General features: G+C 68.4%; 18 protein-coding genes and 1 tRNA gene. 11 read left to right on the top strand and 8 right to left on the bottom strand.

From position 1 onward, the window contains the following. Positions 1 to 1,039, bottom strand: a 1,039-nt coding sequence (locus ON29_RS01740; RefSeq protein ID WP_040864287.1) for an alpha/beta hydrolase, incomplete at its 3' end; no start/stop codon positions are given. A gap of 612 nt (positions 1,040 to 1,651) precedes the next feature. On the opposite strand from ON29_RS01740, the gene ON29_RS01735 reads away from it, so the two are divergent. Then, positions 1,652 to 2,725, top strand: a complete 1,074-nt coding sequence (locus ON29_RS01735) for a nitric oxide synthase oxygenase (RefSeq protein WP_083863180.1) — start codon at positions 1,652 to 1,654, stop codon at positions 2,723 to 2,725. A gap of 41 nt (positions 2,726 to 2,766) precedes the next feature. On the opposite strand, the gene ON29_RS01730 is transcribed toward ON29_RS01735, so the two are convergent. From ON29_RS01730 to ON29_RS01720, 3 genes are all read right to left on the bottom strand, one after another. Beyond that, positions 2,767 to 2,851 (bottom strand) — tRNA-Ser (locus tag ON29_RS01730). Between the two features lie 24 nt (positions 2,852 to 2,875). After that, positions 2,876 to 3,286: a MarR family winged helix-turn-helix transcriptional regulator gene (locus tag ON29_RS01725; protein ID WP_174371775.1), complete on the bottom strand. Its 411-nt coding sequence runs from the start codon at positions 3,284 to 3,286 to the stop codon at positions 2,876 to 2,878. Positions 3,287 to 3,417: 131 nt separating this feature from the next. Then, positions 3,418 to 4,596 carry an alpha-hydroxy-acid oxidizing protein gene (locus ON29_RS01720; RefSeq protein ID WP_040864347.1) on the bottom strand — a complete coding sequence of 393 codons (1,179 nt, stop codon included), beginning with the start codon at positions 4,594 to 4,596 and terminating at the stop codon, positions 3,418 to 3,420. A gap of 135 nt (positions 4,597 to 4,731) precedes the next feature. Between ON29_RS01720 and ON29_RS01715 the strand changes: the two genes are divergently transcribed. Next, on the top strand, positions 4,732 to 5,736 hold the full coding sequence (locus ON29_RS01715) for an NAD(P)H-quinone oxidoreductase (RefSeq protein WP_040864346.1): 1,005 nt from the start codon (positions 4,732 to 4,734) through the stop codon (positions 5,734 to 5,736). 7 nt (positions 5,737 to 5,743) lie between these two features. On the opposite strand, the gene ON29_RS01710 is transcribed toward ON29_RS01715, so the two are convergent. Further along, the gene (locus ON29_RS01710) at positions 5,744 to 6,946 is read right to left on the bottom strand and encodes a cysteine desulfurase-like protein (protein WP_040864285.1); all 1,203 of its coding nucleotides are present in this window, start codon (positions 6,944 to 6,946) and stop codon (positions 5,744 to 5,746) included. Positions 6,947 to 7,197: 251 nt separating this feature from the next. Between ON29_RS01710 and ON29_RS01705 the strand changes: the two genes are divergently transcribed. From ON29_RS01705 to ON29_RS01675, 7 genes are all read left to right on the top strand, one after another. Beyond that, positions 7,198 to 7,803, top strand: coding sequence for a bacterial proteasome activator family protein (locus tag ON29_RS01705; protein ID WP_040864284.1), 606 nt, complete (start codon positions 7,198 to 7,200; stop codon positions 7,801 to 7,803). Positions 7,804 to 8,004: 201 nt separating this feature from the next. After that, entirely contained in the window at positions 8,005 to 8,886 is an 882-nt protein-coding gene (gene wzm / locus ON29_RS01700) for a galactan export ABC transporter permease subunit Wzm/RfbD (protein WP_040864283.1), read from the top strand. An 11-nt stretch (positions 8,887 to 8,897) separates the two neighbouring features. Beyond that, on the top strand, positions 8,898 to 9,734 hold the full coding sequence (gene wzt / locus ON29_RS01695) for a galactan export ABC transporter ATP-binding subunit Wzt/RfbE (RefSeq protein ID WP_040864282.1): 837 nt from the start codon (positions 8,898 to 8,900) through the stop codon (positions 9,732 to 9,734). Between the two features lie 70 nt (positions 9,735 to 9,804). After that, positions 9,805 to 10,824, top strand: a complete 1,020-nt coding sequence (gene glfT1 / locus ON29_RS01690; RefSeq protein ID WP_245548788.1) for a galactofuranosyltransferase GlfT1 — start codon at positions 9,805 to 9,807, stop codon at positions 10,822 to 10,824. A 252-nt stretch (positions 10,825 to 11,076) separates the two neighbouring features. Continuing rightward, the gene (gene rsgA, locus ON29_RS01685) at positions 11,077 to 12,123 is read left to right on the top strand and encodes a ribosome small subunit-dependent GTPase A (RefSeq protein ID WP_040864281.1); all 1,047 of its coding nucleotides are present in this window, start codon (positions 11,077 to 11,079) and stop codon (positions 12,121 to 12,123) included. Between the two features lie 57 nt (positions 12,124 to 12,180). Next, positions 12,181 to 12,888 (top strand): hypothetical protein, encoded by a 708-nt coding sequence (locus ON29_RS36830; protein WP_245548787.1) that lies wholly within the window; start codon positions 12,181 to 12,183, stop codon positions 12,886 to 12,888. Between the two features lie 146 nt (positions 12,889 to 13,034). Then, positions 13,035 to 13,886, top strand: coding sequence for an SDR family oxidoreductase (locus tag ON29_RS01675; RefSeq protein ID WP_040864280.1), 852 nt, complete (start codon positions 13,035 to 13,037; stop codon positions 13,884 to 13,886). Positions 13,887 to 13,991: 105 nt separating this feature from the next. Here the strand turns inward: ON29_RS01675 and ON29_RS01670 are convergent, their stop codons facing one another. Together ON29_RS01670 and ON29_RS01665 are read right to left on the bottom strand one after the other, a co-directional pair. Further along, positions 13,992 to 15,908, bottom strand: coding sequence for a glycosyltransferase (locus ON29_RS01670; protein ID WP_040864343.1), 1,917 nt, complete (start codon positions 15,906 to 15,908; stop codon positions 13,992 to 13,994). Positions 15,909 to 16,042: 134 nt separating this feature from the next. Continuing rightward, complete coding sequence (locus ON29_RS01665; protein ID WP_085994808.1) at positions 16,043 to 16,579, bottom strand: GtrA family protein; 537 nt, start codon at positions 16,577 to 16,579, stop codon at positions 16,043 to 16,045. 147 nt (positions 16,580 to 16,726) lie between these two features. Here ON29_RS01665 and ON29_RS01660 point away from each other — a divergent pair, with 147 nt between their 5' ends. Both ON29_RS01660 and ON29_RS01655 read left to right on the top strand, forming a co-directional pair. Continuing rightward, positions 16,727 to 17,719 carry a glycosyltransferase gene (locus ON29_RS01660; RefSeq protein ID WP_040864279.1) on the top strand — a complete coding sequence of 331 codons (993 nt, stop codon included), beginning with the start codon at positions 16,727 to 16,729 and terminating at the stop codon, positions 17,717 to 17,719. Then, a complete protein-coding gene (locus ON29_RS01655) occupies positions 17,716 to 19,311 on the top strand; it encodes a DUF2142 domain-containing protein (RefSeq protein ID WP_245548782.1) in 1,596 nt (531 codons plus the stop codon). Before ON29_RS01660 ends, ON29_RS01655 begins: the two co-directional genes overlap by 4 nt. Positions 19,312 to 19,361: 50 nt before the next feature. Here the strand turns inward: ON29_RS01655 and rfbB are convergent, their stop codons facing one another. Beyond that, a complete protein-coding gene (gene rfbB, locus ON29_RS01650; protein ID WP_040864278.1) occupies positions 19,362 to 20,378 on the bottom strand; it encodes a dTDP-glucose 4,6-dehydratase in 1,017 nt (338 codons plus the stop codon). Between the last annotated feature and the right edge of the window lie 282 nt (positions 20,379 to 20,660).

Here is a 20,660-nt window from a genome sequence, read left to right as displayed (position 1 = left end):
AGGAGAGGGCGAGTTCGTCCTCCCAGTACGGCCAGGAGTGCGTGCCGGTGGCACGGAAGTGCGCGGTGATCGGGATGCCGAGCGACCGCAGCCGGTCGGTGAGCCGCCGGGTGCAGGCGTTGGTCGCGGCCTCCAGCGGGCCGCCGAACGTGATGGCGCTGGGCAGGTCGACGTTCGGGGTGCCGGGCACGTCGTGCACGCCGGGCAGGCCGCTGCCGACGGACAGATAGATCGTCTTGCCGCGCAACGCGTCCGCGTGCAGGGTGACGTCGTGCGCCAGCCAGGCCGGGTCGTCCTGCTTGCCGAACATGTTGTCCGGCTCGCCCATGTAGGTGGCCACCACGGCGCGCGCCTGCGCCTGGCCGATATCGGTGCCCATCGAGAAGCAGCCGCTGTGCGCCGCGATCGCCTTGTAGAGCGTCGGCTGGCGGAACGCGAGCATCATCGCGGCCTCCGCGCCCATCGAGACCCCCATGACCGCGTTGGTGCCGTTGCCGTCGAACTTCGCGTCGATCAGCGGGGGCAGTTCCTTGGCGAGGAACGTCTCCCACTTGTTGGTGCCGAGCACCGGGTCGGCCTGCTGCCAGTCGGTGTAGAAGCTGGCCGGACCGCCGACGGTGAGCACGACGTTGACGTCCTTGTCCGCGTAGAAGCGGTCGGCGTGCCCGAGTTCGGTCCAGTTGTTGCTGTCGGGGCTCGCACTGCGCCCGTCCAGCATGTACACGGTGGGGCGCGGACGCGACTGATCGCGCGGCAGAAGGACCTGCACCTCGACCACCCGGCTCATCGCGGGCGAGGCGACGAAGACCCGCAGCCAGCGATCGTTGATCGGTTCGACGCGCTCGATCCGCGGCGTCGAGGGCTGTTTACTGGTCGGTTCGGCCGGACCCGGCCCGTCCGCGGACCCGGTGTTGACCGGCGGCGTGTTACCGGGCGCCGCCGTGACCTGGGGAGCACCGAACGACACCGCACCGGAGACGAGTGCGGCACTGACCAGGGCGCTGGAAAGCCAACGCCGCACCCGGCGGCGACAGAGCATGCGAACCATCCTGCCAGAGACGTCGAGGGTGGGCCGAGGGCCATCACCATGTCGAGGAACACACACCGCACTCAGCATGCGGCAGTGGCCTTTTGCCTGTGCCGAAGCGAACCGCCCAGCCTCGGAAAGGCAGACCCGGTCAACGGTACTCGGCATGTCGGATCCGGGTCCCCGTCCAGGAGCTCCAGCAAATCCAGCAAATCACGGCACACCATCAGCACACCCGCCGTACGCTGAGCGCCGAGCCTTTTCGGAATTCGAACCAGGACGGGCATGATCGCGTATCCACACCGCTGGCGCCGAGGTCATCGCCCTGCGTTTCGGCGGCGTATGCGGACCGGCCGCCCGGTTCGCATTCGCGAAAGCCCGTCCGGAATCGAAATGATGTTCGGGCGAGAGCTATTTCACGGCATCCGTCCTGCGCGCCTTCGCGGGCCGCCACGCGACTCCAGCGGTACCGCTGCGCTCACGCGCGAATTCTCCTGCTCGACTCGCCTGTTTCATCGCAGCACCTATGCCCGACCGGAGAAAACCGTGAATCCAATGTCACCCGTCTCCTCGATCGAGAACGAATCGGACACAGCGACTTTCCGCGCCGATCTGGAACGCCGGATGAGGGAGTGTGACGAGTTCTTCCGGCTGCCCGAATTGGCGCACCTGAGCGCCCAGCGCCGGCGCAGCGCGCTGGAGCAGCTCGAACAGACCGGCTCCTATCTCCAGACCGCCGAGGAGATCCTGATCGGAGCCAAACTCGCCTGGCGTAATCACGCCCGCTGTGTGGGCCGCAAACACTGGCGCTCGCTGAAATTGCTCGACGCCCGGCGGGTGCGCTCGGCACGCGATCTGGCCGAGATCTGCTGGCAGCATCTGCACATGGCCACCAACAACGGCGCCATCCAGTCGATGATCACCGTCGGGCCGCCACGGGAAGCGGACGGGCGCGAGTTCCGCATCGTCAGCCCGCAGATCATCCGGTACGCGGGCTATCGCAACGGGGACGGCACGGTCACCGGCGACGCCGCGAATGTCGAATTGACCGAATTCGCCATGAAGCTCGGGTGGCGTGGCGCTGGAACGCCTTTCGACATCCTTCCGCTGCTGATCAGCACGCCGGACGAGCCGATTCGCTGGTTCGACATCCCGCCCGAGCTCACACGCGAGGTGGAACTCGAGCATCCCGAGTTCGAGTGGTTCGCCGGTCTCGGCCTGCGCTGGCACGCGCTGCCCGCCGTGTCGAACATGAATCTCGAGATCGGCGGCATGACGTATCCGTTCGCGCCGTTCAACGGCTGGTATATGGGCGCCGAGATCGGCGCGCGCAATCTCAGCGACGCCAACCGCTACAACATGCTCCCGCTGATCGCGGAGATGATGTGCCTGGACACCAGGGCCGAGCGCAACCTCTGGCGCGATCAGGCCCTGGTCGAACTGAATCGCGCGGTGCTGTACAGCTTCCGCAAGGCGGGCGTGTACATCGTCGATCATCACACCGTCGCCAAGCAGTTCTGCGATCACGTCGAACGCGAGGAAGCCGCGGGCCGCGCCTGCCCCACCGACTGGTCCTGGATCAACCCGCCGATCTCGTCCGGGCTGACGCCGACCTTCCACCGCTACTACGACCCGCCCGATCTCGACATCCGGCCGAACTTCGTCCGCCGGGATTTCAGCGCGGACACCGCGGGATAACCGCTCATGACTCCATGAGCATGGGTCGGCGACGAGTGGAGCGGAGACGGAGGGATTTGAACCCCCGGTCGCTCTCGCGACGCTCGCTTTCAAGGCGAGTGCATTCGGCCGCTCTGCCACGTCTCCAGGGAACCGATCGTAGCCGACGGCTCAGCCGGAGTGCTTACCGATTTCCTCGTCCACGCGTTCGAAGACGTCGCCGATCACCTCGAGCTGGGCCGGGGCGAGCAGGTCGATGAAGTGGCGGCGGACGGCTTCGACGTGGCCGGGCGCGGCGGCTTGCAGGCGGCGCAGGCCCTCGTCGGTGAGTTCGGCGAGCACGCCGCGACCGTCCTCCAGGCAGGTGTTGCGGCGGACCATCTGCTGCGCCTCCAGCCGCCGGATCTGATGGGTGAGCTTGCTGCGCGATGACAGCACGCCGTCGGCCAGCTCGCTCATCCGCAGCGAGCGGTCGGGGGCCTCCGAGAGCAGGACCAGAATCCGGTATTCGGCGACGGACAGGTCGCTGTCGCGCTGCAACTGACGATTCAACGCCGTCATCAGGCGCTGGTGGCCGTCCATGTAGGCGCGCCAGGCGCGCTGCTGCGCCGGGGTGAGCCAGCGTGGCTCGGCCACGACGCGACCGCTCGGTTCGGGATGCACGGTGGCCATTCTATGCTCGGCTAACTGCGGAAATGGGCAACTATCGCAGGTCAGCGCACCGTGGACAGCAGGGCGCGGTTCACCGCGGCCGGGCTCGTGCACCCGGAGAGGCCCAGCGCGGAGTCGAAATCGGCGAGCAGAGCCCGCAACGCGTGCCGGGCCCCCGCCGCGCCCGCGAGACCGAGTCCGTAGGCCCACGGCCGTCCGTACAGCACCGCCTTCGCGCCCAAGGCCAAGGCGATGAGCACGTCGGAACCGGTGCGCGGACCGGAATCGAACAGCACGTCGGCGCGGTCGCCGATGGTGGCCACTACCGCGGGCAATGCGTCCAGTGCCGCGATCGAGCCGTCCACCTGGCGGCCGCCGTGATTGCTCACCACCACCGCGTCGGCGCCCGCGTCCACCACCTGGCGCGCGTCGTCGGGATGCAGGATGCCCTTCACCGCGATCGGGAGGTCGGTCCACTCGCGCAGACGTGCGAGGTCGGCGGGCCGCAGCGTGTGGTTGCCGAAGAGTCCGACCCAGGTGAGGATGGCCGTTCGCATCGCATCCTCGCTCTCCTCCGGCGGGGCGGGCAGCTTGGCCCGGAACACCGGGTCGGACAGGTAGTTGGCGATGCCCTTGCCGTGCAGGAACGGCAGGTGCGCCTGCTCCAGGTCGCGCGGCCGCCAGCCCAGCGTCGGGGTGTCCACGGTGACCACGATCGCCGAGGCCCCGGCACGCTCGGCGCGCCGGACGAACGAGCAGGCCAGTTCGTCGTCGGCGGGCCAGTACAGCTGATACCACCACGCTCCGGCCGCGGCGCCGACGTCCTCGATGGTCGAGGAGGCGGCGGTGGACAGCACCGTGCCGATGCCGAGTTCCTTGGTGACCTCGGCGACGATCACCTCGCCGCCCTCGTGCAGCAGTTCGAGGACGCCGATCGGCGCGGTGAGCACGGGCGCGGCCAGCTTCGTGCCGAGCACCTCGACGGACAGATCGCGGACGCCGGGCCCGGTGGAGCCGCGCAGCATTCGCGGCAGGATGCGATAGCGGTCGAAGGCCGACCGGTTGGCCGCGGCGGTGCGCTCCGCGGACGCGCTGCCCGCCACGTAGGCGAAGGCGGCCGGATCGAGCCGCTCCCGCGCGAGCGTCTCCAAACCCGCTGCGGTCATGGGCAGTTCGGGTGTCGAGCCACCCAGACCGCCCAGGTAGATCTCGTTCTGGAAATCGATGAAGCCGCCACTCACCACCGGAACGGTAGTCCGTGACGCCGGTCACCGCAGGCCGCTCGCGGGATTGCGTTTCCGCAGCACGTTTCCCTCCCGACTCCCCGCGCAGGGGGCAGCGTGCAACCGCCGCCGCGGGCGGAGCACTATGGCACGGTGCGCGCGATAGTTCTGAAAGGTTCCGGCGGTCCCGAGGTCATGTCCTTGTCGGAGGTGCCGGATCCGGAGCCCGGACACGGCGAAGTGCTGATCGAGGTGGACGCGGCGGGCGTCAACCGGGCCGATCTGTTGCAGCGTCAGGGCCACTACCCGCCCCCGCCGGGAGCCAGCCCGCTGCTCGGCCTCGAATGCTCCGGTGTGATCGCCGCACTCGGCGACGGAGTGCGGGAGTGGGTGGTCGGCGATCGAGTCTGCGCGCTGCTGTCCGGCGGCGGTTACGCCGAGCGGGTCGTGGTGCCCGCGACCCAGGTGCTTCCGGTTCCCGACGCCCTGGACCTGGGTGCGGCGGCCGGGCTGCCCGAAGTGGCGGCGACCGTGTGGTCGAACCTGGTGATGACCGCGCGGCTGCGGGCCGATCAGCTGGTGCTGGTGCACGGTGGCGGCAGCGGGATCGGCACGCATGCCATTCAGGTCGCCAAAGCTCTCGGCGCGCGTGTGGCGGTGACCGCGGGCTCGGCGGACAAGCTGGCGCGCTGCGCGGAGCTGGGGGCGGACGTACTGATCAATTACAAGGAGGACGATTTCGTCGCCGTCGTGCGCGCCCAGCGATCGAGCGCCGGCGGCATCGGCGCGGACGTCATCCTGGACAACATGGGCGCGGCCTACCTGGGACGGAACGTCGACGCGCTGGCCGAGCACGGCCGCCTCGTGGTCATCGGCATGCAGGGCGGCGTGTCCGCCGAGCTGAACCTGGGTGTCCTGTTGCGCAAGTGGGGCACCGTACACGCCAACAACGTGCGCGCGCGGCCCGCGACCGGCGTCGGCAGCAAAGCCGAGATCGTGGGCGAGGTACGCAGGCAGCTGTGGCCGCTGGTCGCCGACGGCACGGTGGCGCCGGTCATCGCCGCCGAACTGCCGCTCGAGGAGGCCGCCGAAGCGCACCGACTGCTGGACTCCGGCGAGGTGTTCGGCAAGGTGGTGCTGCGGGTACGGGAGCTGTGAGCGCCGCTCACTCCAGCGCCAGCAGGGCCCTGCCGAGCTGGTCGATCTCGAACTTGGTGGTGTAGGGCGCGAGGCCGATGGTCACCGCGCCGCCTTCGTCGTTGACGCCGAGCGCGTCCAGCAGCCTGCTGCCGCCGTGCACCCCGCTCACCGTGCCGATCCGGTTGTCGGCGAGCTTCGCCGCGACCTTCTCCGCCTGCATGCCGCCGAGCGTGAAGCTGACCGTGGGGATGCGGGTGGACGCGCGGCCGATCACGGTAAGACCGGGGATCGAGTCGAGCACGCTCATCAAGTGCTCGAACAGCTGGTCGTGGTAGTCCTGCAACGAGGTGATCGACATCTCCAGGCGCTCGCGCCGGGTGCCGCGCGCCCGCTCGTCCAGCCCGGCCAGGAAGTCGATGGAGGTGGTCAGGCCCGCCAGCAGCGCGTACTGGTGGCCGCCGACCTCGAGCCGCTCGGCGCCCTTGGCGTAGGGGTTCAAGGACATGGACGGAATCCGGTCCAGGAAGGCCGGGTCGCGGAAGACCAGCGCGCCGATCTGCGGACCGCCCCATGCCGGTGCGCTCAGCGCGACGACGTCGGCGTTCAGTTCGTCGATATCGATCAGCGCGTACGGCGCGGCGCCGAACGCGTCGGCCACCAGCAGGCCGCCCACTTCGTGCACCCGGTCCGCGGCCACCCGCACGGCGGGCGCGGAGCCGACGATCGGCGAGGCGGCGGTGAGCGCGACCAGCCGCGCTGTGGGCCCGATCAGTTCCTCGAACTGCCAGGACGGCATCTCGCAGGTCTCGATCTCCACCTCGGCCCAGCGCACGTGCGCGCCGTACCGGTTGGCGATGCGCAGCCACGGCGCGACGTTGGCCTCGTCGTCCAGCCGGGAGAGCACGATGCCGGTGCCGAGGCCGAGGCGAGAGCTCAGCGATTCGGCGAGCCAGGCCAGCAGGACCGCGCGGTCGGGGCCGAGTACGACACCCGCCGGGTCGCCGCCGACGAGGTCCGCCACGGCCTCGCGGGCCGCGTCCAGAATCGCCGCACTGCGCACCGCGGCGCCGTTGCGGCCGATATGTGAGAAGGAGGAGGTTCGGAAACCCGTTGACACGGCGCGGGATACCGCGTCCGGAACCAGCATGCCCGCTTGCGGGTCGAGGTGGATCCAGCCGTCGCCCAGGGACGGTATCAGGCCCCGAACCCTCGCGACGTCGTAAGTCATGCTGGCCACTCTAAGGGCAGCGGACGAGCCTGTGTAACCGCGTTCCCCTCCACATCGTGGCGGGAGCACAGCAACCTGGGACTCAGCATGGCGACCGACTTTCGACAAATCCGAACCACACGACCCGAACAGAATAGAACGCCGACCTCGCGCGGCGGCGTGGACCGGCGGCGCGCGCCGAACCATGCCGCGAGCGCGGCCCGGGAGCACCGGCTTAGCGCGTTCGGACCGAACACGACATGATAGGGACCATGACGTACTCGGACGAGGCACCGGACCACATCGTCGTTGTCGGACCCGACGGCAGGCCCCTGGCCATTCCGGCGGTAGCCGGATCGGAAGCGCCCTTCACCGCTCAGGTCGTGACCGACGACGATAATAAGGACAAGTCGGACGACCGGGACGACTCCGGCGAATCGCTCGCCGACATGGTCGAGCAGCCCGCGAAGGTCATGCGGATCGGCACCATGATCAAGCAACTGCTCGAGGAGGTGCGCGCGGCTCCGCTGGACGACGCCAGCCGCAATCGACTCAAGCAGATCCACAAGTCCTCGGTGCGGGAGCTGGAGCAGGGGCTCGCCCCCGAGCTGCGGGAGGAACTCGAGCGGCTCACACTGCCGTTCACCGAGGACGCCGTGCCGTCCGACGCCGAGCTGCGGATCGCGCAGGCTCAGCTTGTCGGCTGGCTGGAGGGCCTGTTCCACGGCATCCAGACCGCGCTGTTCGCCCAGCAGATGGCCGCGCGCGCCCAGCTCGAACAGATGCGGCAGGGCGCGTTGCCGCCCGGCATCCAGACCGTCGACCCGCGCGGCGGCCAGGCGAGTCACGTCACCGGCGGGTCCGGCCAGTACCTGTGAGCGTGTGCCACTCGGTGGCGCGAGGCCGCAAGGGTAGTCTCGTGCACCGTGCCCGCCGCTGCCGCTCGCTCCGACTCGGTCTCCGACCCGAGTGCGGTGCGTCCTGAAGAGAGCTCAGTTGGTTCCGATGACCAAGCGCGTTCAGATGACACCTCGCCCGAGCACACGGCGCCGTCCGGCGACGACTCGCAGGAGCGTCCGGTGAGCGCGGCCACCCCGGAGACGGAGACGTTGCACGCGGGAGCCACCGAGGCGAAGATCGTGCCGGACTCTCAGACGTTCCGGCGCGCGTTCCAGGATTTCGCGGGCGGGTTCGCGCAGCGCGAGCTGTGGCTGTCGCTGGGCTGGCAGGACATCAAGCAGCGCTACCGCCGCTCGGTGCTCGGCCCGTTCTGGATCACCATCGCCACCGGCTTGCAGGCCGTGGCGATGGGTGTGCTGTACGCGGCGCTGCTCGGCCAGCCGCTGCGCGAGTACCTGCCGTACGTGACGGTCGGGCTGATCATCTGGAACGTGATCAGCGCGAGCATCCTGGAGGGCTCGGAGGTCTTCATCGCCAACGAGGGCCTGATCAAGCAGCTTCCTTCCGCGCTCAGCGTGCACGTCTACCGGATGGTCTGGCGGCAGCTGCTGTTCTTCGCCCACAACATGGTCATCTACCTGGTGATGCTCGCCGCGTTCGGCGTCTGGCGACACCTCGGGGTGGCCAGCCTGATGGCGATCCCGGCGATCGCGCTGATCTTCCTGAATTCCATGTGGGTGTCGATCGTGTTCGGCATCTTCAGCACCCGCTACCGCGATATCGCGCCGATTCTCGGCAGCACCACGCTGATGCTGTTCGTGCTGACGCCGGTCATGTGGACGACCAAGACCCTGCAATCGCAGATCGGCACCGGCGACCGCGCGAAACTGGCCGAACTCGTGCCGACGTTCCACTATCTCGAAATCGTCCGGGCGCCGTTGCTCGGCGAGCCGCAGGAGCTGCGGCACTGGGTGATCGTCGGCACGATCACCCTGGTCGGCTGGATCGTGGCGATCTTCGCCATGAAGCAGTACCGTTCGCGCGTACCGTACTGGGTATAGGAGCGCCCCCGATGAGTCGTGTGAGTATCGAGACCCAGGAGGCGTGGGTCGAATTCCCGATCTTCGACGCCAAATCGCGGTCGTTGAAAAAAGCGTTCCTCGGTAAAGCGGGCGGCGCGATCGGGCGCAATCAGTCCGATGTCGTCGTGGTCGAAGCCCTCCGGGAGATCAATCTCTCGTTGAAGGAAGGCGACCGGGTCGGCCTGGTCGGGCACAACGGCGCGGGTAAGTCGACGCTGCTGCGCCTGCTTTCCGGTATCTACGAACCGTCGCGCGGCAGTGCGCGCATCCGCGGGCGGGTGGCGCCGGTGTTCGACCTCGGCGTCGGCATGGATCCGGAGATCTCCGGCTACGAGAACATCATCATCCGCGGCCTGTTCCTCGGGCAGACGCGTAAGCAGATGCTGGCGAAGATCGATGAGATCGCGGATTTCACCGAGCTCGGCGAATACCTGTCCATGCCGCTGCGCACCTATTCCACCGGTATGCGGGTGCGCCTGGCGATGGGCGTGGTCACCTCGATCGATCCGGAGATCCTGCTGCTGGACGAGGGTATCGGCGCCGTCGACGCGGAATTCATGAAGAAGGCCCGGCTGCGGTTGCAGTCCTTGGTAGCTCGTTCCGGCATCCTGGTTTTCGCCAGCCATTCCAACGAATTCCTCGCGCAGCTGTGCGATACGGCGCTGTGGATCGACCACGGCCAGATCCGCTTGCGCGGCGGCATCGAAGAAGTGGTGCGAGCCTATGAGGGCCCGGACGCGGGGAATCACGTCGCGACCGTGCTGCGCGAAATGGAAGCCGAACGGGCCGTGACTAACGAACGAGAATTGGAGCGGAACAAGGCATGAGCGGTCAGGCCCGGAGGCGGCAGCGAAGCGTAACCACGCAGGGCCCCGCTCCTGCCGGAAAGGCCGCAGCATGAGTGAGCCGACCGGGCAGGACACCCCGATCGACGAAGGGGCGCAGGCCCGGATCGGCTCCGCGCCGGAGGAGGCCGACGCCCCCGACGCCCCGCTCCCGGCGAAATCCGCTGCGGCGGGCTCGGATTCGCCGCAGCGCATCGTGGCGGTCGTGGTCACGCACAAGCGCCGTGAACTGCTCGCCGAGTCGCTGAAAGTCGTCGCGTCCCAGTCCCGGCCGGTGGATCACCTGATCGTGATCGACAACGGCAACGAGGCGGAGGTCGCCGATCTGGTGCGCGACCAGCCGGTGGAATCCACCTACCTGGGCTCGGCGCACAACCTCGGCGGCGCGGGCGGGTTCGCGCTCGGCATGCTGCACGCGCTGAGCATGGGCGCGGACTGGGTGTGGCTCGCCGACGACGACGGCAGGCCCGAAGGCCCGGATGTGCTGTCCACTCTGCTGGACTGCGCGAAGCGGCACGGCCTGGTCGAGGTCTCGCCCGTGGTCTGCGACATCGATGAGCCCGACCGTCTCGCCTTCCCGCTGCGCCGCGGCGTGGTCTGGCGCAGGCTGCGCTCGGAACTCGGCGACGAGGATTTCCTGCCCGGCATCGCCTCGCTGTTCAACGGCGCGCTGATCTCCGCGCAGGCGGTCGACGTGATCGGCGTGCCGGACCTGCGCCTGTTCGTGCGCGGCGACGAGGTCGAGGTGCATCGCAGGCTGGTGCGCTCCGGACTGCCGTTCGGCACCTGCCTGCAGACGGCGTATCTGCATCCCAACGGCGCGTCCGAGTTCAAGCCGATCCTCGGCGGCCGGATGCACACGCAGTACCCGGACGATCCGGTGAAGCGTTACTTCACCTACCGCAACCGCGGCTATCTGATGTCCCAGCCGGGTATGCGGAAACTGCTTCCCCAGGAATGGGTTCGCTTCTCCTGGTTCTTCCTGGTCACCCGCCGTGACCCCGCCGGCCTGCGCGAATGGTTCCACCTTCGCTCCCTCGGCCGCCACGAGCAGTTCGGCAAACCCGACTGATCCGCCGCGGGTCGCGCCGTCGGCGGTGCGTGACCCGGGGACGTCGGAAATTCGGTTGTGCCGGGCGGGGGCCGGGTGCGAGAGTGGGTCGACTGCGAGAGCGGAAGGAGGTGTGGACCGTGACGAGGAACGTGCGGATTGTCGTGTCCGGGCGAGCTGATCTCAGTCGCGCCGCCACACGAGACTCCACCTCATTCTCCGCTCGCTGAACCCTGGTCGGGTTCGGCGCCCGACGAAGGATTCCTTTCCATCATGGTCGACCACGACCTTCTCGTCCCTTACGGCTGGACCGAAGCCGTTTCCGCCCGATACTCCTCGATGATCGAGGACGATTGTGTGCCCGCGCGGGTGATCCGCATGGATCGCAGTGAATGCGATGTGGCCACACCGAACGGGCTCGCCCGCGCCCGCTGCCCGCGCTCGGATTCCGAGGTCAGCGGGCTGTGCACCGGTGATTGGGTGACCGTCGACGCCACGTCGGCCGTGCGGCGGTTGCTGCCGCGCCGATCGGCGATCGTGCGGTCGTCGGTTTCCGGCCGGTCGCAGGGCCAGGTGCTCGCCGCCAATGTCGACACCGTCCTGATCTGCACCGCCGCCGACGGCGATGTGGACCTCGGTCGCATCGAACGCATGCTCGCGCTGGCCTGGGAGAGCAACGCCCAGCCCATCGTGCTGCTCACCAAGGCCGACGCGGCCGACGACCTCCCGCTCGGCGAGGTGCGCGCCGTCGCGCCGGGCGCCGCTGTGCTCGAGGTGAGCGCGAACACGGGCTCGGGGCTCGATGTGCTCACCGCGATGCTCGACGGCACCGTCGCACTGCTCGGACCCTCCGGCGCTGGGAAGTCGACCCTCGCCAACGCGCTGCTCGGCGCGGAGATCTTCGCCACCAACACGGTCCGCGACGCGGACAAGAAAGGCAGGCACACCACGGTGCACCGGGAACTGCGCCCGCTGCCCGGCGGCGGCACCCTGATCGATACGCCGGGGCTGCGCGGCATCGGGCTGTGGGACGCCACCGAAGGCATCGAGAAGACCTTCAGTGACATCGAATCCTTCGCCGTCCGCTGCCGTTTCGGCGATTGCGCGCACCGCGGCGAACCGGGGTGCGCGGTGCGGGAGGCGATCGACAGCGGCGAGCTCACCCAGCGCAGGCTCGACAGCTACAACAAGCTGGCGCGAGAGAACGAGTGGATGCGGGCGCGCACCGACAAACGGCTGCAAGCCGAGCGCGAGCGGGCCTGGCGAGACATCACCAAGCAGCACCGCAAGATGTTCCGGGAGCGGAACTCGCGACGCTGACCGAGCGGGGGGCACGGTAGGGTGCCCCTCGCATCGTTCGCTATCTGGGAGGGATAGATGAGTCATCCCGGCGGGTATCCGCCACACGGCCAGCAGCCCGGTTCATGGCCTGGGCAGCCGGCGTTCGGTCAGCAACCGCCCGTCGGGCAGTACCCGCCGCAGGCGCCCGCGCAGTACGCGCCGCCTCCGGGGCAGCATCCGAGCCAACCGCATCTCGCCCAGCCGCAGGCCGGGCAGCCGCCGTACGGGCAACCGCAATTCGGCCAGCCCGCACCGCAATACGGTCAGCCACAGCCGTATGGGCAGCCGCAGCAGTTCGGGCAGCCGCAACCGTACGGGCAGCCGCAGCAGTTCGCACCGCAGCAGGGTTACGGCCAACCCGCCGACCCGCCGGGCATCACCATCGATGCCTCGTACTCGATCTGGACGTTCCTGCTCGCGCTGACCAAGCCGAAGATCCTGGTCAACGGCCAGCGGGTGCCCAACACCCGATGGGGCGCGAACCACATCCCGGTCGGGCCGGGCCAGTACCACGTCCGGGTCGCCACTCCGTGGTTGTTCGACATGGGTCCGGCGAATGTCACCGTGCCGATCGCGGAGGGACAGGCCGCGCGGTTCTACTACAAGCCGCCGGTTGTGATCTTCCTCAACGGCGCGATCGGACCGGTTCCGCAGAAGGCGCCGGGCATGCTGTTCCTCTACATCGTCTGGGCCCTGGTCGGACTGATGTTCCTGCTGAACATCGTGCTCATCGCCACGATCTGAGCCGTGGCCGGAGGGCGCCGGCACGCCGGCGCCCTCTCTTCGCACACCCTATGCAACTGGTTGCATAAGGACGAGGTTTACGCTTAGTCTGCAAGCGCGTACAGCCTCGGGCCGGTGCTCGCGGCGGAAACGAAGGAGCAGGTCAGATGACGGAATCGGGATCAAAGCCGCTGGCGGGCCGCACGATGATCATGTCCGGCGGCAGCCGCGGCATCGGGCTGGAGATCGCCAAGCGGGCCGCGGCGGACGGCGCCAACATCACCCTGATCGCGAAGACCGATCAGCCGCATCCGAAACTGCCCGGCACGATCCACACCGCCGCCGCGGAACTCGAGGCGGCGGGCGGCCAGGTGCTGCCGTTCGTGGGCGACGTCCGCATCGACGAGTCGGTGGCCGAGGCGGTGCGCCGGACGGTCGAGCGCTTCGGCGGCATCGACATCGTGGTGAACAACGCCTCGGCGATCGACCTGTCCCCCACGGACGCGCTGCCGATGAAGAAGTACGACCTGATGCAGGACATCAACTGCCGGGGCAGTTTCCTGCTGTCCAAGCTGAGCATCCCGCATCTGCGCGAATCGGCGAAGGCCGGGCGCAACCCGCACATCCTCACCCTGTCGCCGCCGCTGAACCTCGACCCCAAATGGGCGGGCGCGTCGCTGGGCTACACCATCGCCAAGTACGGCATGTCGCTGACCACGCTGGGCCTGGCCGAGGAACTCAAGGGCGACGGCATCGGCGTCAACTCGCTGTGGCCGCGCACCACCATCGCGACGGCCGCGGTGAAGAACCTGCTCGGCGGCGAGGAGATGGTCTCCACTTCGCGCACCCCCGACATCTACGCCGACGCCGCCTACCTGGTGCTCACCTCGCCCGGCAAGGAGACCAGCGGCAACTTCTTCATCGATGACGAGGTTCTGGCCGCGCACGGCATCACCGATCTGGACAAGTACCGCGTCACCCCGGGCGACGGCGAACTCACCACAGATCTCTTTCTCTGACTCGGCGGCTGCCGCGACGAGAACGCTCGCGCGGCAACCGGTTTCGTGAATAGTGCCGGGTGCCCCCGAGGCCGTTCGCGGCTTCGGGGGCGCCCGGTCTCCGGCCTACTTGCGAGGAGTGGCGGGCCCCTCGATCCCGTACAGCCGCTCCCAGTTCTCCCGGCTGGTCAGTTCCGGCATGGCGGCGCGGTACTGCGCCTGCAAGGCGGGCAGCTCCCGGCGCAGACGACGCAGCACACGCACCATGCGGCGCAGCAGCTGAAGCGCGCGGGCCTTGTCGCGCCTGCGCACCCGGACGCCGGACTGCGAGGCGTCGGTGACCACTACGTGGTCGAACAGCGAGACATGCCACCAGTAGGCGTCTTCCCTGGTGACGCCGATGATGCCGTGCTGGGTACGGCCGAGCCACTGATTGATCGCGCGCTTGATCAGCACCAGCAGCACGCGACTGGGTTCGCCACCGGCACGGCGCAATTGGATGTCGGCCGAGCGCACCGGCGGCGTCGCGGCCGGGTGCTTGATCGTCTCGGCGTAATCCGCCCGGCTCGTGCGCGCGGCGGCCAGCGCTTCGATACCGCCGTCCCGCAGCACCTTCGGGCCCTTCAGGAAGTCCTCGATGCCCTGCAACGTGGTGTGCACCAGGCCGTACTGCATCGCGACCAGCTGCTCGGACATCTCCCGGAACAGCTTGCGGCTTATCTCCTTACCGTCCAGCTCCGTGTGCATCGAGCCGACGATCAGCGAGTTGCGGGTGCTGAAGTAGCGCGCCCAGTCGTCGTAGTCCTTCCAGTAGAAGTCCGCGTGCCAGACCGCGGCGTTGGGCAGCGTGACGGTGACGAAACCGTGCTCGCGCGCCCGGACGCCGTATTCCACGTCGTCCCACTGGAAGAAGATCGGGATCGGCAGCCCGATCTTCGCGACCACCTCGGCCGGGATCAGGCAGGTCCACCAGGCGTTGTAGCCCGCGTCGACGCGGCGCTCCTGGTTCTTCTTCAGCATGCTGGTGTTGCGCAGCGCCTTCGGCACCTTCTGGCCGTGCCGCAGCCGGTTCAGGTGCACCTCCTCCGCGCCGACGTTGAGGTAGTCGGGGTTGAGCAGGAACAGCATCTGCGCGCCGACCAGGGTCGGCTCGACCGTCAGGTTGGCGAACGCGTTCAGCCGCAGCACCGTCTCCGGCTCGCACAGGATGTCGTCGTCCATCAGGATGACATCGGCGTGCTCGTTGACCGCCGACACCTCGTAGAGCCCGCGGGTGAAGCCGCCGGCGCCGCCGAGGTTCGGCTGGCGCAGGTAGCGCAGCTTCTCGCCGAGGACCGGTGCGACCTCCTGGTAGCGCGGCCGGTTCTCGACCAGATCGGTGCCCTGGTCGACCACGTACACCGCGTCGATCGCGGCGATCACGGTCGGGTCGGAGGCGAGCGCCGCGACCGTCTCGGCGCAGTCGGCCGCGCGGTTGAAGGTGCAGATCGCGATGGCGACCGGGCGAACACGCTCCGGCGCCACGGCGGTCCAGCTCAGCTCCGCGATGCCGAGCGCGCCGCCGATGGCGTCGAACTCCAGCCACAGCGCGCCGCCGTCGACGTACTGGTCGAGCGGGGCGGTCAGCGTGACCGAACCGCTCGCGTCGACCCGCGCGGTGTCGATGATCCGGCGATGCCCCGCGATGTCGGAGGCCACCAGCCGGATTCTCGCCTTCGCGACCACTTCGAGCACCATGGTCGCCCGCACTTCGGTGACCGTGGTCCAGCGCTGCCAGTAGCTGGCGGCGAACCGGCCGAAATAGGTGTTCGTGTGCGCGGTCGCGCCCTTGTCCAACCGCAGGGTCTGGCGTTCCCGGTGCGCGCCGCCTTTCACGACGGCATACAGCTCGTCGCTCACCTTCGCCGACGGACCGGTGAAGATGCCGCGCTGGAGCACGAGCCGGTCCGGCGCCCGATGGTCGGCGCGCAGCGCGGCAGGCGCCTCAGCGGCCGTCGAGCGATCGTTTGTTTCGGTAACGGCCTCGATAGCCGACTGATCCATGAAATCCTCGAAATTTCTCATTGTGCCGGACGGGACAGACACGCCCCTCGATGCCTCACGGCGGGGGTGAGGATATCAACCGCCCTGTGCGCTTGCCCGCCGTACAGCCATGCCGACGTGTGCTCGAACCATTGCTAAACGTTCGCCGATTCGTTGTCGGTAGCGCCGCTCGTGCCCGCCCGCGCCCCGGTGAAGACGAATTTGTCGTAAGCCCAGAACCGGAACACCACGGCCACGATCTGCCCGATCAACGTACCGGAGATGTTGTCCGACAGCGGGCTGGACAGGTCGAGCACGTAGCGGGAGAAGCCGAGACAGCCCAGTTGCAGGCCGATCGCGACGACGTTGAACACGGCGTACAGGAGGTACTCGCGTCCGGGATTGTCGGTTTGCTTGTGCGCGAAAGTCCACCATTTGTTGCCGAAATAGGTCACCACCGTCGCCACCGCGATCGCGATGATCTTGGCCGGAAGCGGGTAGTGATACAGCACGCCCTCGCCGCCCCAGAAGACCAGGAGGTTGTACGTGCCCGCGTCCACCAGGAAGCCGATCGCGCCGACCACCAGGAACGCCCCGCCTCTGCGCAGCGCGGTGAGCACCTTCCGCACGACCGTCGCGGTCTCCGGCGTCACTGGCTGGCCCGCGGGTGCGGTGGACTCACTGGATGGCACGGCCCGACGGTACCGCAGCCTCGGGCAACCGCCCGCGAGGGGAAAATCGGCTCCCGCGCACGGTGAGGTCGGCCACGCACGAGCTGTGAGTTCCCTGTACCCTCCCCGTGTTCCCACATTCACCACCGATCGCGAGGATTGACCCGGGTGGACTCCACCGAGCTCCGTATTGCCGCCGTGGTTCCGTGTCACAACGAAGAGGCCTCGGTCGCCAAGGTCGTGGCCGATCTGCAGGCCGCCGTGCCGGGGATCGTCGTCTACGTCTACGACAATCTGAGTACGGACGCCACCGCCGAACGCGCCCGGGAGGCCGGAGCGATCGTGCGGCACGAGCACACCAAGGGCAAGGGCAATGTGGTGCGCCGCGCCTTCGCCGACATCGAGGCCGACGTGTACCTGATGGTCGACGGCGACGACACCTACGAGGCGTCGGCCGCGCCGCTGATGATCAAGACGCTGCTGGACGGCCCCTACGATCACGTGCTCGGCGTGCGTAAGCAGGACGAGGGCGCCTCGGCCTACCGCGCGGGCCACGAGACCGGCAACAGGGTGCTCAACGGCGTGGTCGGGAAGGTGTTCGGGGAGAACGTCGAGGACATGCTCTCCGGCTTCCGGGTGTTCTCCCGCCGTTTCGTGAAGAGCTTCCCCGCGGTGTCCCGGGAGTTCGAGATCGAGACCGAACTCACCGTGCATTCGCTGCACCTGCGGGTGCCGCAGACAGCGGTGCCGGTCGGCTTCCGCGATCGTCCGGCGGGCAGCGAGAGCAAGCTGCGCACCTATCACGACGGGTTCAAGATCCTCGCCCTGATCATCGGGCTGGCCCGGCACGAGCGGCCGGTGGCGTTCTACGGCCTGTTCGGCACGTTGAGCTGGCTGGTCTCGATCGTGCTGACCATTCCGATAATCGTCGAGTTCTACAACACCCACACGGTGCCCCGGTTCCCGACGCTGTTCCTCGCCTTCACCCTGCTGCTGCTGGGCAGCCTCGCCTGGACGGCGGGCCTCATCCTCGACGGCATCCGCCGCTCCCGTCACGAGGCCGCGCGCCTGGTCTACCTGCGCTACACCGCGGTGGGCGCGGACGACCCGCGGATCACCGGCGCAGGCGCCGCCGCCCGTGACGCCGGAGCCGGGCGTTGACGACCAAGGCGGATCCCACCTCGACGCCGGACAAGGATCTGGACGAGTCGACGGACACCGCACCACTACCCGCGACCGACACCGCGCCGCTACCCGCCGTCGACGCCGAGGCGGAGGCCGCTCCCGGCACGGACCGGGGCCCGCAAGGCTTCGCGGGCCGCATGGTGACCCGGCTGGGCGGAGCGACGATCGCCTTCACCCTGCTGGCGACGATCTTCGGCGCGCTGTTCACCGTCCTCACCCCGCCGTTCTGGGGTCATGACGAGATCACCCAGTTCGGCCGCGCCTACCAGGTCGCGCACGGCGGTTTCCTGCCTCAGCAGATCCACGACGATCGCGGCATCGCCTACGGCGGCGACATCCCGTCCAGCATCACCGCGCTGATGGGCTACGCGTTGCAGGACTACACCACCAACCCGGACGAGCCGGACCCGATGGTGGGCGATCCGGCCCGCTACGACCGGTTGACGAGCGCCGCGGTGTCGGACGCCACCGAACCGGTCTGGTTCACCAACACCGCCGCTTACTCGCCGGTCCCCTACATTCCCGCCGCCATCGGCATCCGCCTCGGCGAACTCTTCGGGCTCGACGTGGGCGGCCTGCTGCTGCTCACCCGCCTGGCCGGACTGGTGGCCTACCTCGCGGTGGTCGGGTTCGGCCTCTACGCCTTGCGCGCGCACCGGGTGCAGTGGCTGGCGTTCACCGTCGCCGTGCTGCCGATCGCGGTGTTCCAGGCGGGCACGGTCACCGCCGACACCATGACCAACGCGCTGGCCATCCTGGTCTCCGCGCTGCTGGTGAAGGCCCTGTTCCTCGGCGAGCGACTGGGCCGGGTGGAGATCGGCGCGCTGCTGGCCGCGACGATCCTGCTGCCGGTGAGCAAGCCCACCTATGTGCTGCTGGCATTGCTGGTGGCCTTGGTGCCCGCCGAGCGGTTCGGTTTCAGCGGCCCGCGGCGCGGGATCCCGTGGATCTTCGCCGCGCTCGGCGCGCTCGCCTTCGCGGTGTGGATGAAGATCGCGGCGCCGACCGGGGACGGGATGGGCCTGATGCGGCCGCCGCACCAGTGGCATTCGGTGCGTCCCGGCGATCAGCTCAGCGGCATCCTGCGCGACCCACCGGAATTCGTGCACGTGTTCGGCGAGAGCATCGCGCTGCGCGACCAGCGCTGGTTCAGCCAGTTCTTCGGCGAACTCGGCTTCGCCTACGTCGACGTGCCCGCCCTGTCGATGCTGGCCTGTCTGCTGGCGTTCGCGGTGAGTCTCGGCATCGCCGAACGGATGACCGCACCGGCCTTCCGCCGCACCATGATCGTCGCGCTCACCATGGCCGCCAGCGTCGCGATGATCTACGTGACGCTGTACATGTCGTTCACGCCGGTCGGCTACTACATCATCGATGGCGTGCAGGGCCGCTACTTCGTGCCGCTGGCGATCGTGACGCTCGCGGTGCTGCTGCGCTGGATGCCGCTGCGGCTCACCGATTCGACGGGCAAGACGCCGTCGGTGGGCCCGGCCGTCACCGTGCTGGTGGCGTCCAGTGTCGCGCTGATCGCCGCGGCGGCGAAGTACTACACCATCGTCTGGGGCTGAGCGTCGATCACGGCGCCTCGGGGCTGATCCCCGGGGCGGCCGTTGTCGTTTCAGTCGCCCGTCGCGCTGAGTGTCCGCTCCCCCGCCGCGGTGTAGGCCTGCTCGGTGGCCGCCTTGTATGGGCGCCACCAGGATTCGTTGTCCCGATACCACCGGATGGTCGCCGCGAGGCCGGCGCGGAAGTCCGCGTAGCGGGGCCGCCAACCGAGTTCGGAACGCAGCAACGTCGCGTCGATCGCGTAGCGCTGGTCGTGGCCGGGCCGGTCGGTGACGTGATCGAAATCGTCGGGATCGCGGTCGAACTCGGCGAGGATCATCCGCACCACGGATTTGTTGTCGAGTTGGCCGTCGGCGCCGATCAGGTAGGTCTGCCCGATCCGGCCGTGGCGCAGGATCTCCCACACGGCGCGGTTGTGGTCCTCGACGTGAATCCAGTCGCGCACCTGGTGTCCCGCTCCGTAGAGCCGGGGACGCACCCCATCGATCAAGTTGGTGATCTGGCGCGGGATGAATTTCTCCACGTGCTGGTAGGGCCCGTAGTTGTTACTGCAGTTGGAGATGGTGGCGCGCACGCCGAACGAACGGGTCCACGCGCGCACCAGCAGATCGCTGGAGGCCTTGGTGGCCGAGTAGGGGCTGGACGGGTTGTACGGCGTGGTCTCGGTGAAGGCCGGATCGTCGGGGGCCAGGTCGCCGTAGACCTCGTCGGTCGACACGTGGTGGTAGCGCACGTCGTGCCTGCGCACGGCTTGCAGCAGGGCATAGGTGCCGACGATATTCGTCTGCACGAACGGCCACGGCTCGGCGAGGGAGTTGTCGTTGTGTGATTCCGCGGCGAAGTGCACCACCGCGTCGACACCACCGACCAGTTCGTCGACCAGATCGAGGTCGGCGATGTCACCGTGCACGAAGCGGATGCGGTCGGCCACCGGATCGAGCGAGGCCCGGTTCCCGGCGTAGGTCAAGGCGTCGAGGACGACGACGGTCGCATCCGGGTGGTCGGACACGGTCTGCTGGACGAAGTTCGCGCCGATGAACCCGGCGCCGCCGGTGACGAGCAATCGCACCCCATGACTGTACGTGGGGCCGCGCCGAACCGGCGAAGGACTCGAAACCCGGTGCGGCCGAGGGCCACTCCAGTATTTCGAACTGTGACGTTCGTCTCATTGACTTCCCAGCGAATGGAACTATTGGGTTGTTTTGTTACGGAAAACCCCGGTCAGCGCCCACATTTCCGGGACCCCACCGAGCCATGGGTCTCGATGGTGAACAAAATTTGAATAAACAGTCACAAGCGGTTCACCACGCGTTAGCTGGTCTAGATTTTGCTCGTCTAGTCCCCTCCGAAC

It is taken from the genome of Nocardia exalbida NBRC 100660 (assembly GCF_000308575.1).
In the GTDB taxonomy this organism is placed as follows: Bacteria; Actinomycetota; Actinomycetes; order Mycobacteriales; family Mycobacteriaceae; genus Nocardia; species Nocardia exalbida.
This window is presented reverse-complemented; position numbering and strand designations above follow the sequence as displayed.

Excerpts from the sequence above, each read along its gene's own strand:
- ON29_RS01735 (WP_083863180.1), top strand. The coding sequence starts at position 1,652 with ATGAGGGAGTGTGACGAGTTCTTCCGGCTGCCCGAATTGGCGCACCTG.
- ON29_RS01725 (WP_174371775.1), bottom strand. The coding sequence starts at position 3,286 with ATGGACGGCCACCAGCGCCTGATGACGGCGTTGAATCGTCAGTTGCAG.
- ON29_RS01710 (WP_040864285.1), bottom strand. The coding sequence starts at position 6,946 with ATGACTTACGACGTCGCGAGGGTTCGGGGCCTGATACCGTCCCTGGGC.
- ON29_RS01705 (WP_040864284.1), top strand. The coding sequence starts at position 7,198 with ATGACGTACTCGGACGAGGCACCGGACCACATCGTCGTTGTCGGACCC.
- wzt (WP_040864282.1), top strand. The coding sequence starts at position 8,898 with ATGAGTCGTGTGAGTATCGAGACCCAGGAGGCGTGGGTCGAATTCCCG.
- glfT1 (WP_245548788.1), top strand. The coding sequence starts at position 9,805 with ATGAGTGAGCCGACCGGGCAGGACACCCCGATCGACGAAGGGGCGCAG.
- rsgA (WP_040864281.1), top strand. The coding sequence starts at position 11,077 with ATGGTCGACCACGACCTTCTCGTCCCTTACGGCTGGACCGAAGCCGTT.
- ON29_RS36830 (WP_245548787.1), top strand. The coding sequence starts at position 12,181 with ATGAGTCATCCCGGCGGGTATCCGCCACACGGCCAGCAGCCCGGTTCA.
- ON29_RS01675 (WP_040864280.1), top strand. The coding sequence starts at position 13,035 with ATGACGGAATCGGGATCAAAGCCGCTGGCGGGCCGCACGATGATCATG.
- ON29_RS01670 (WP_040864343.1), bottom strand. The coding sequence starts at position 15,908 with ATGGATCAGTCGGCTATCGAGGCCGTTACCGAAACAAACGATCGCTCG.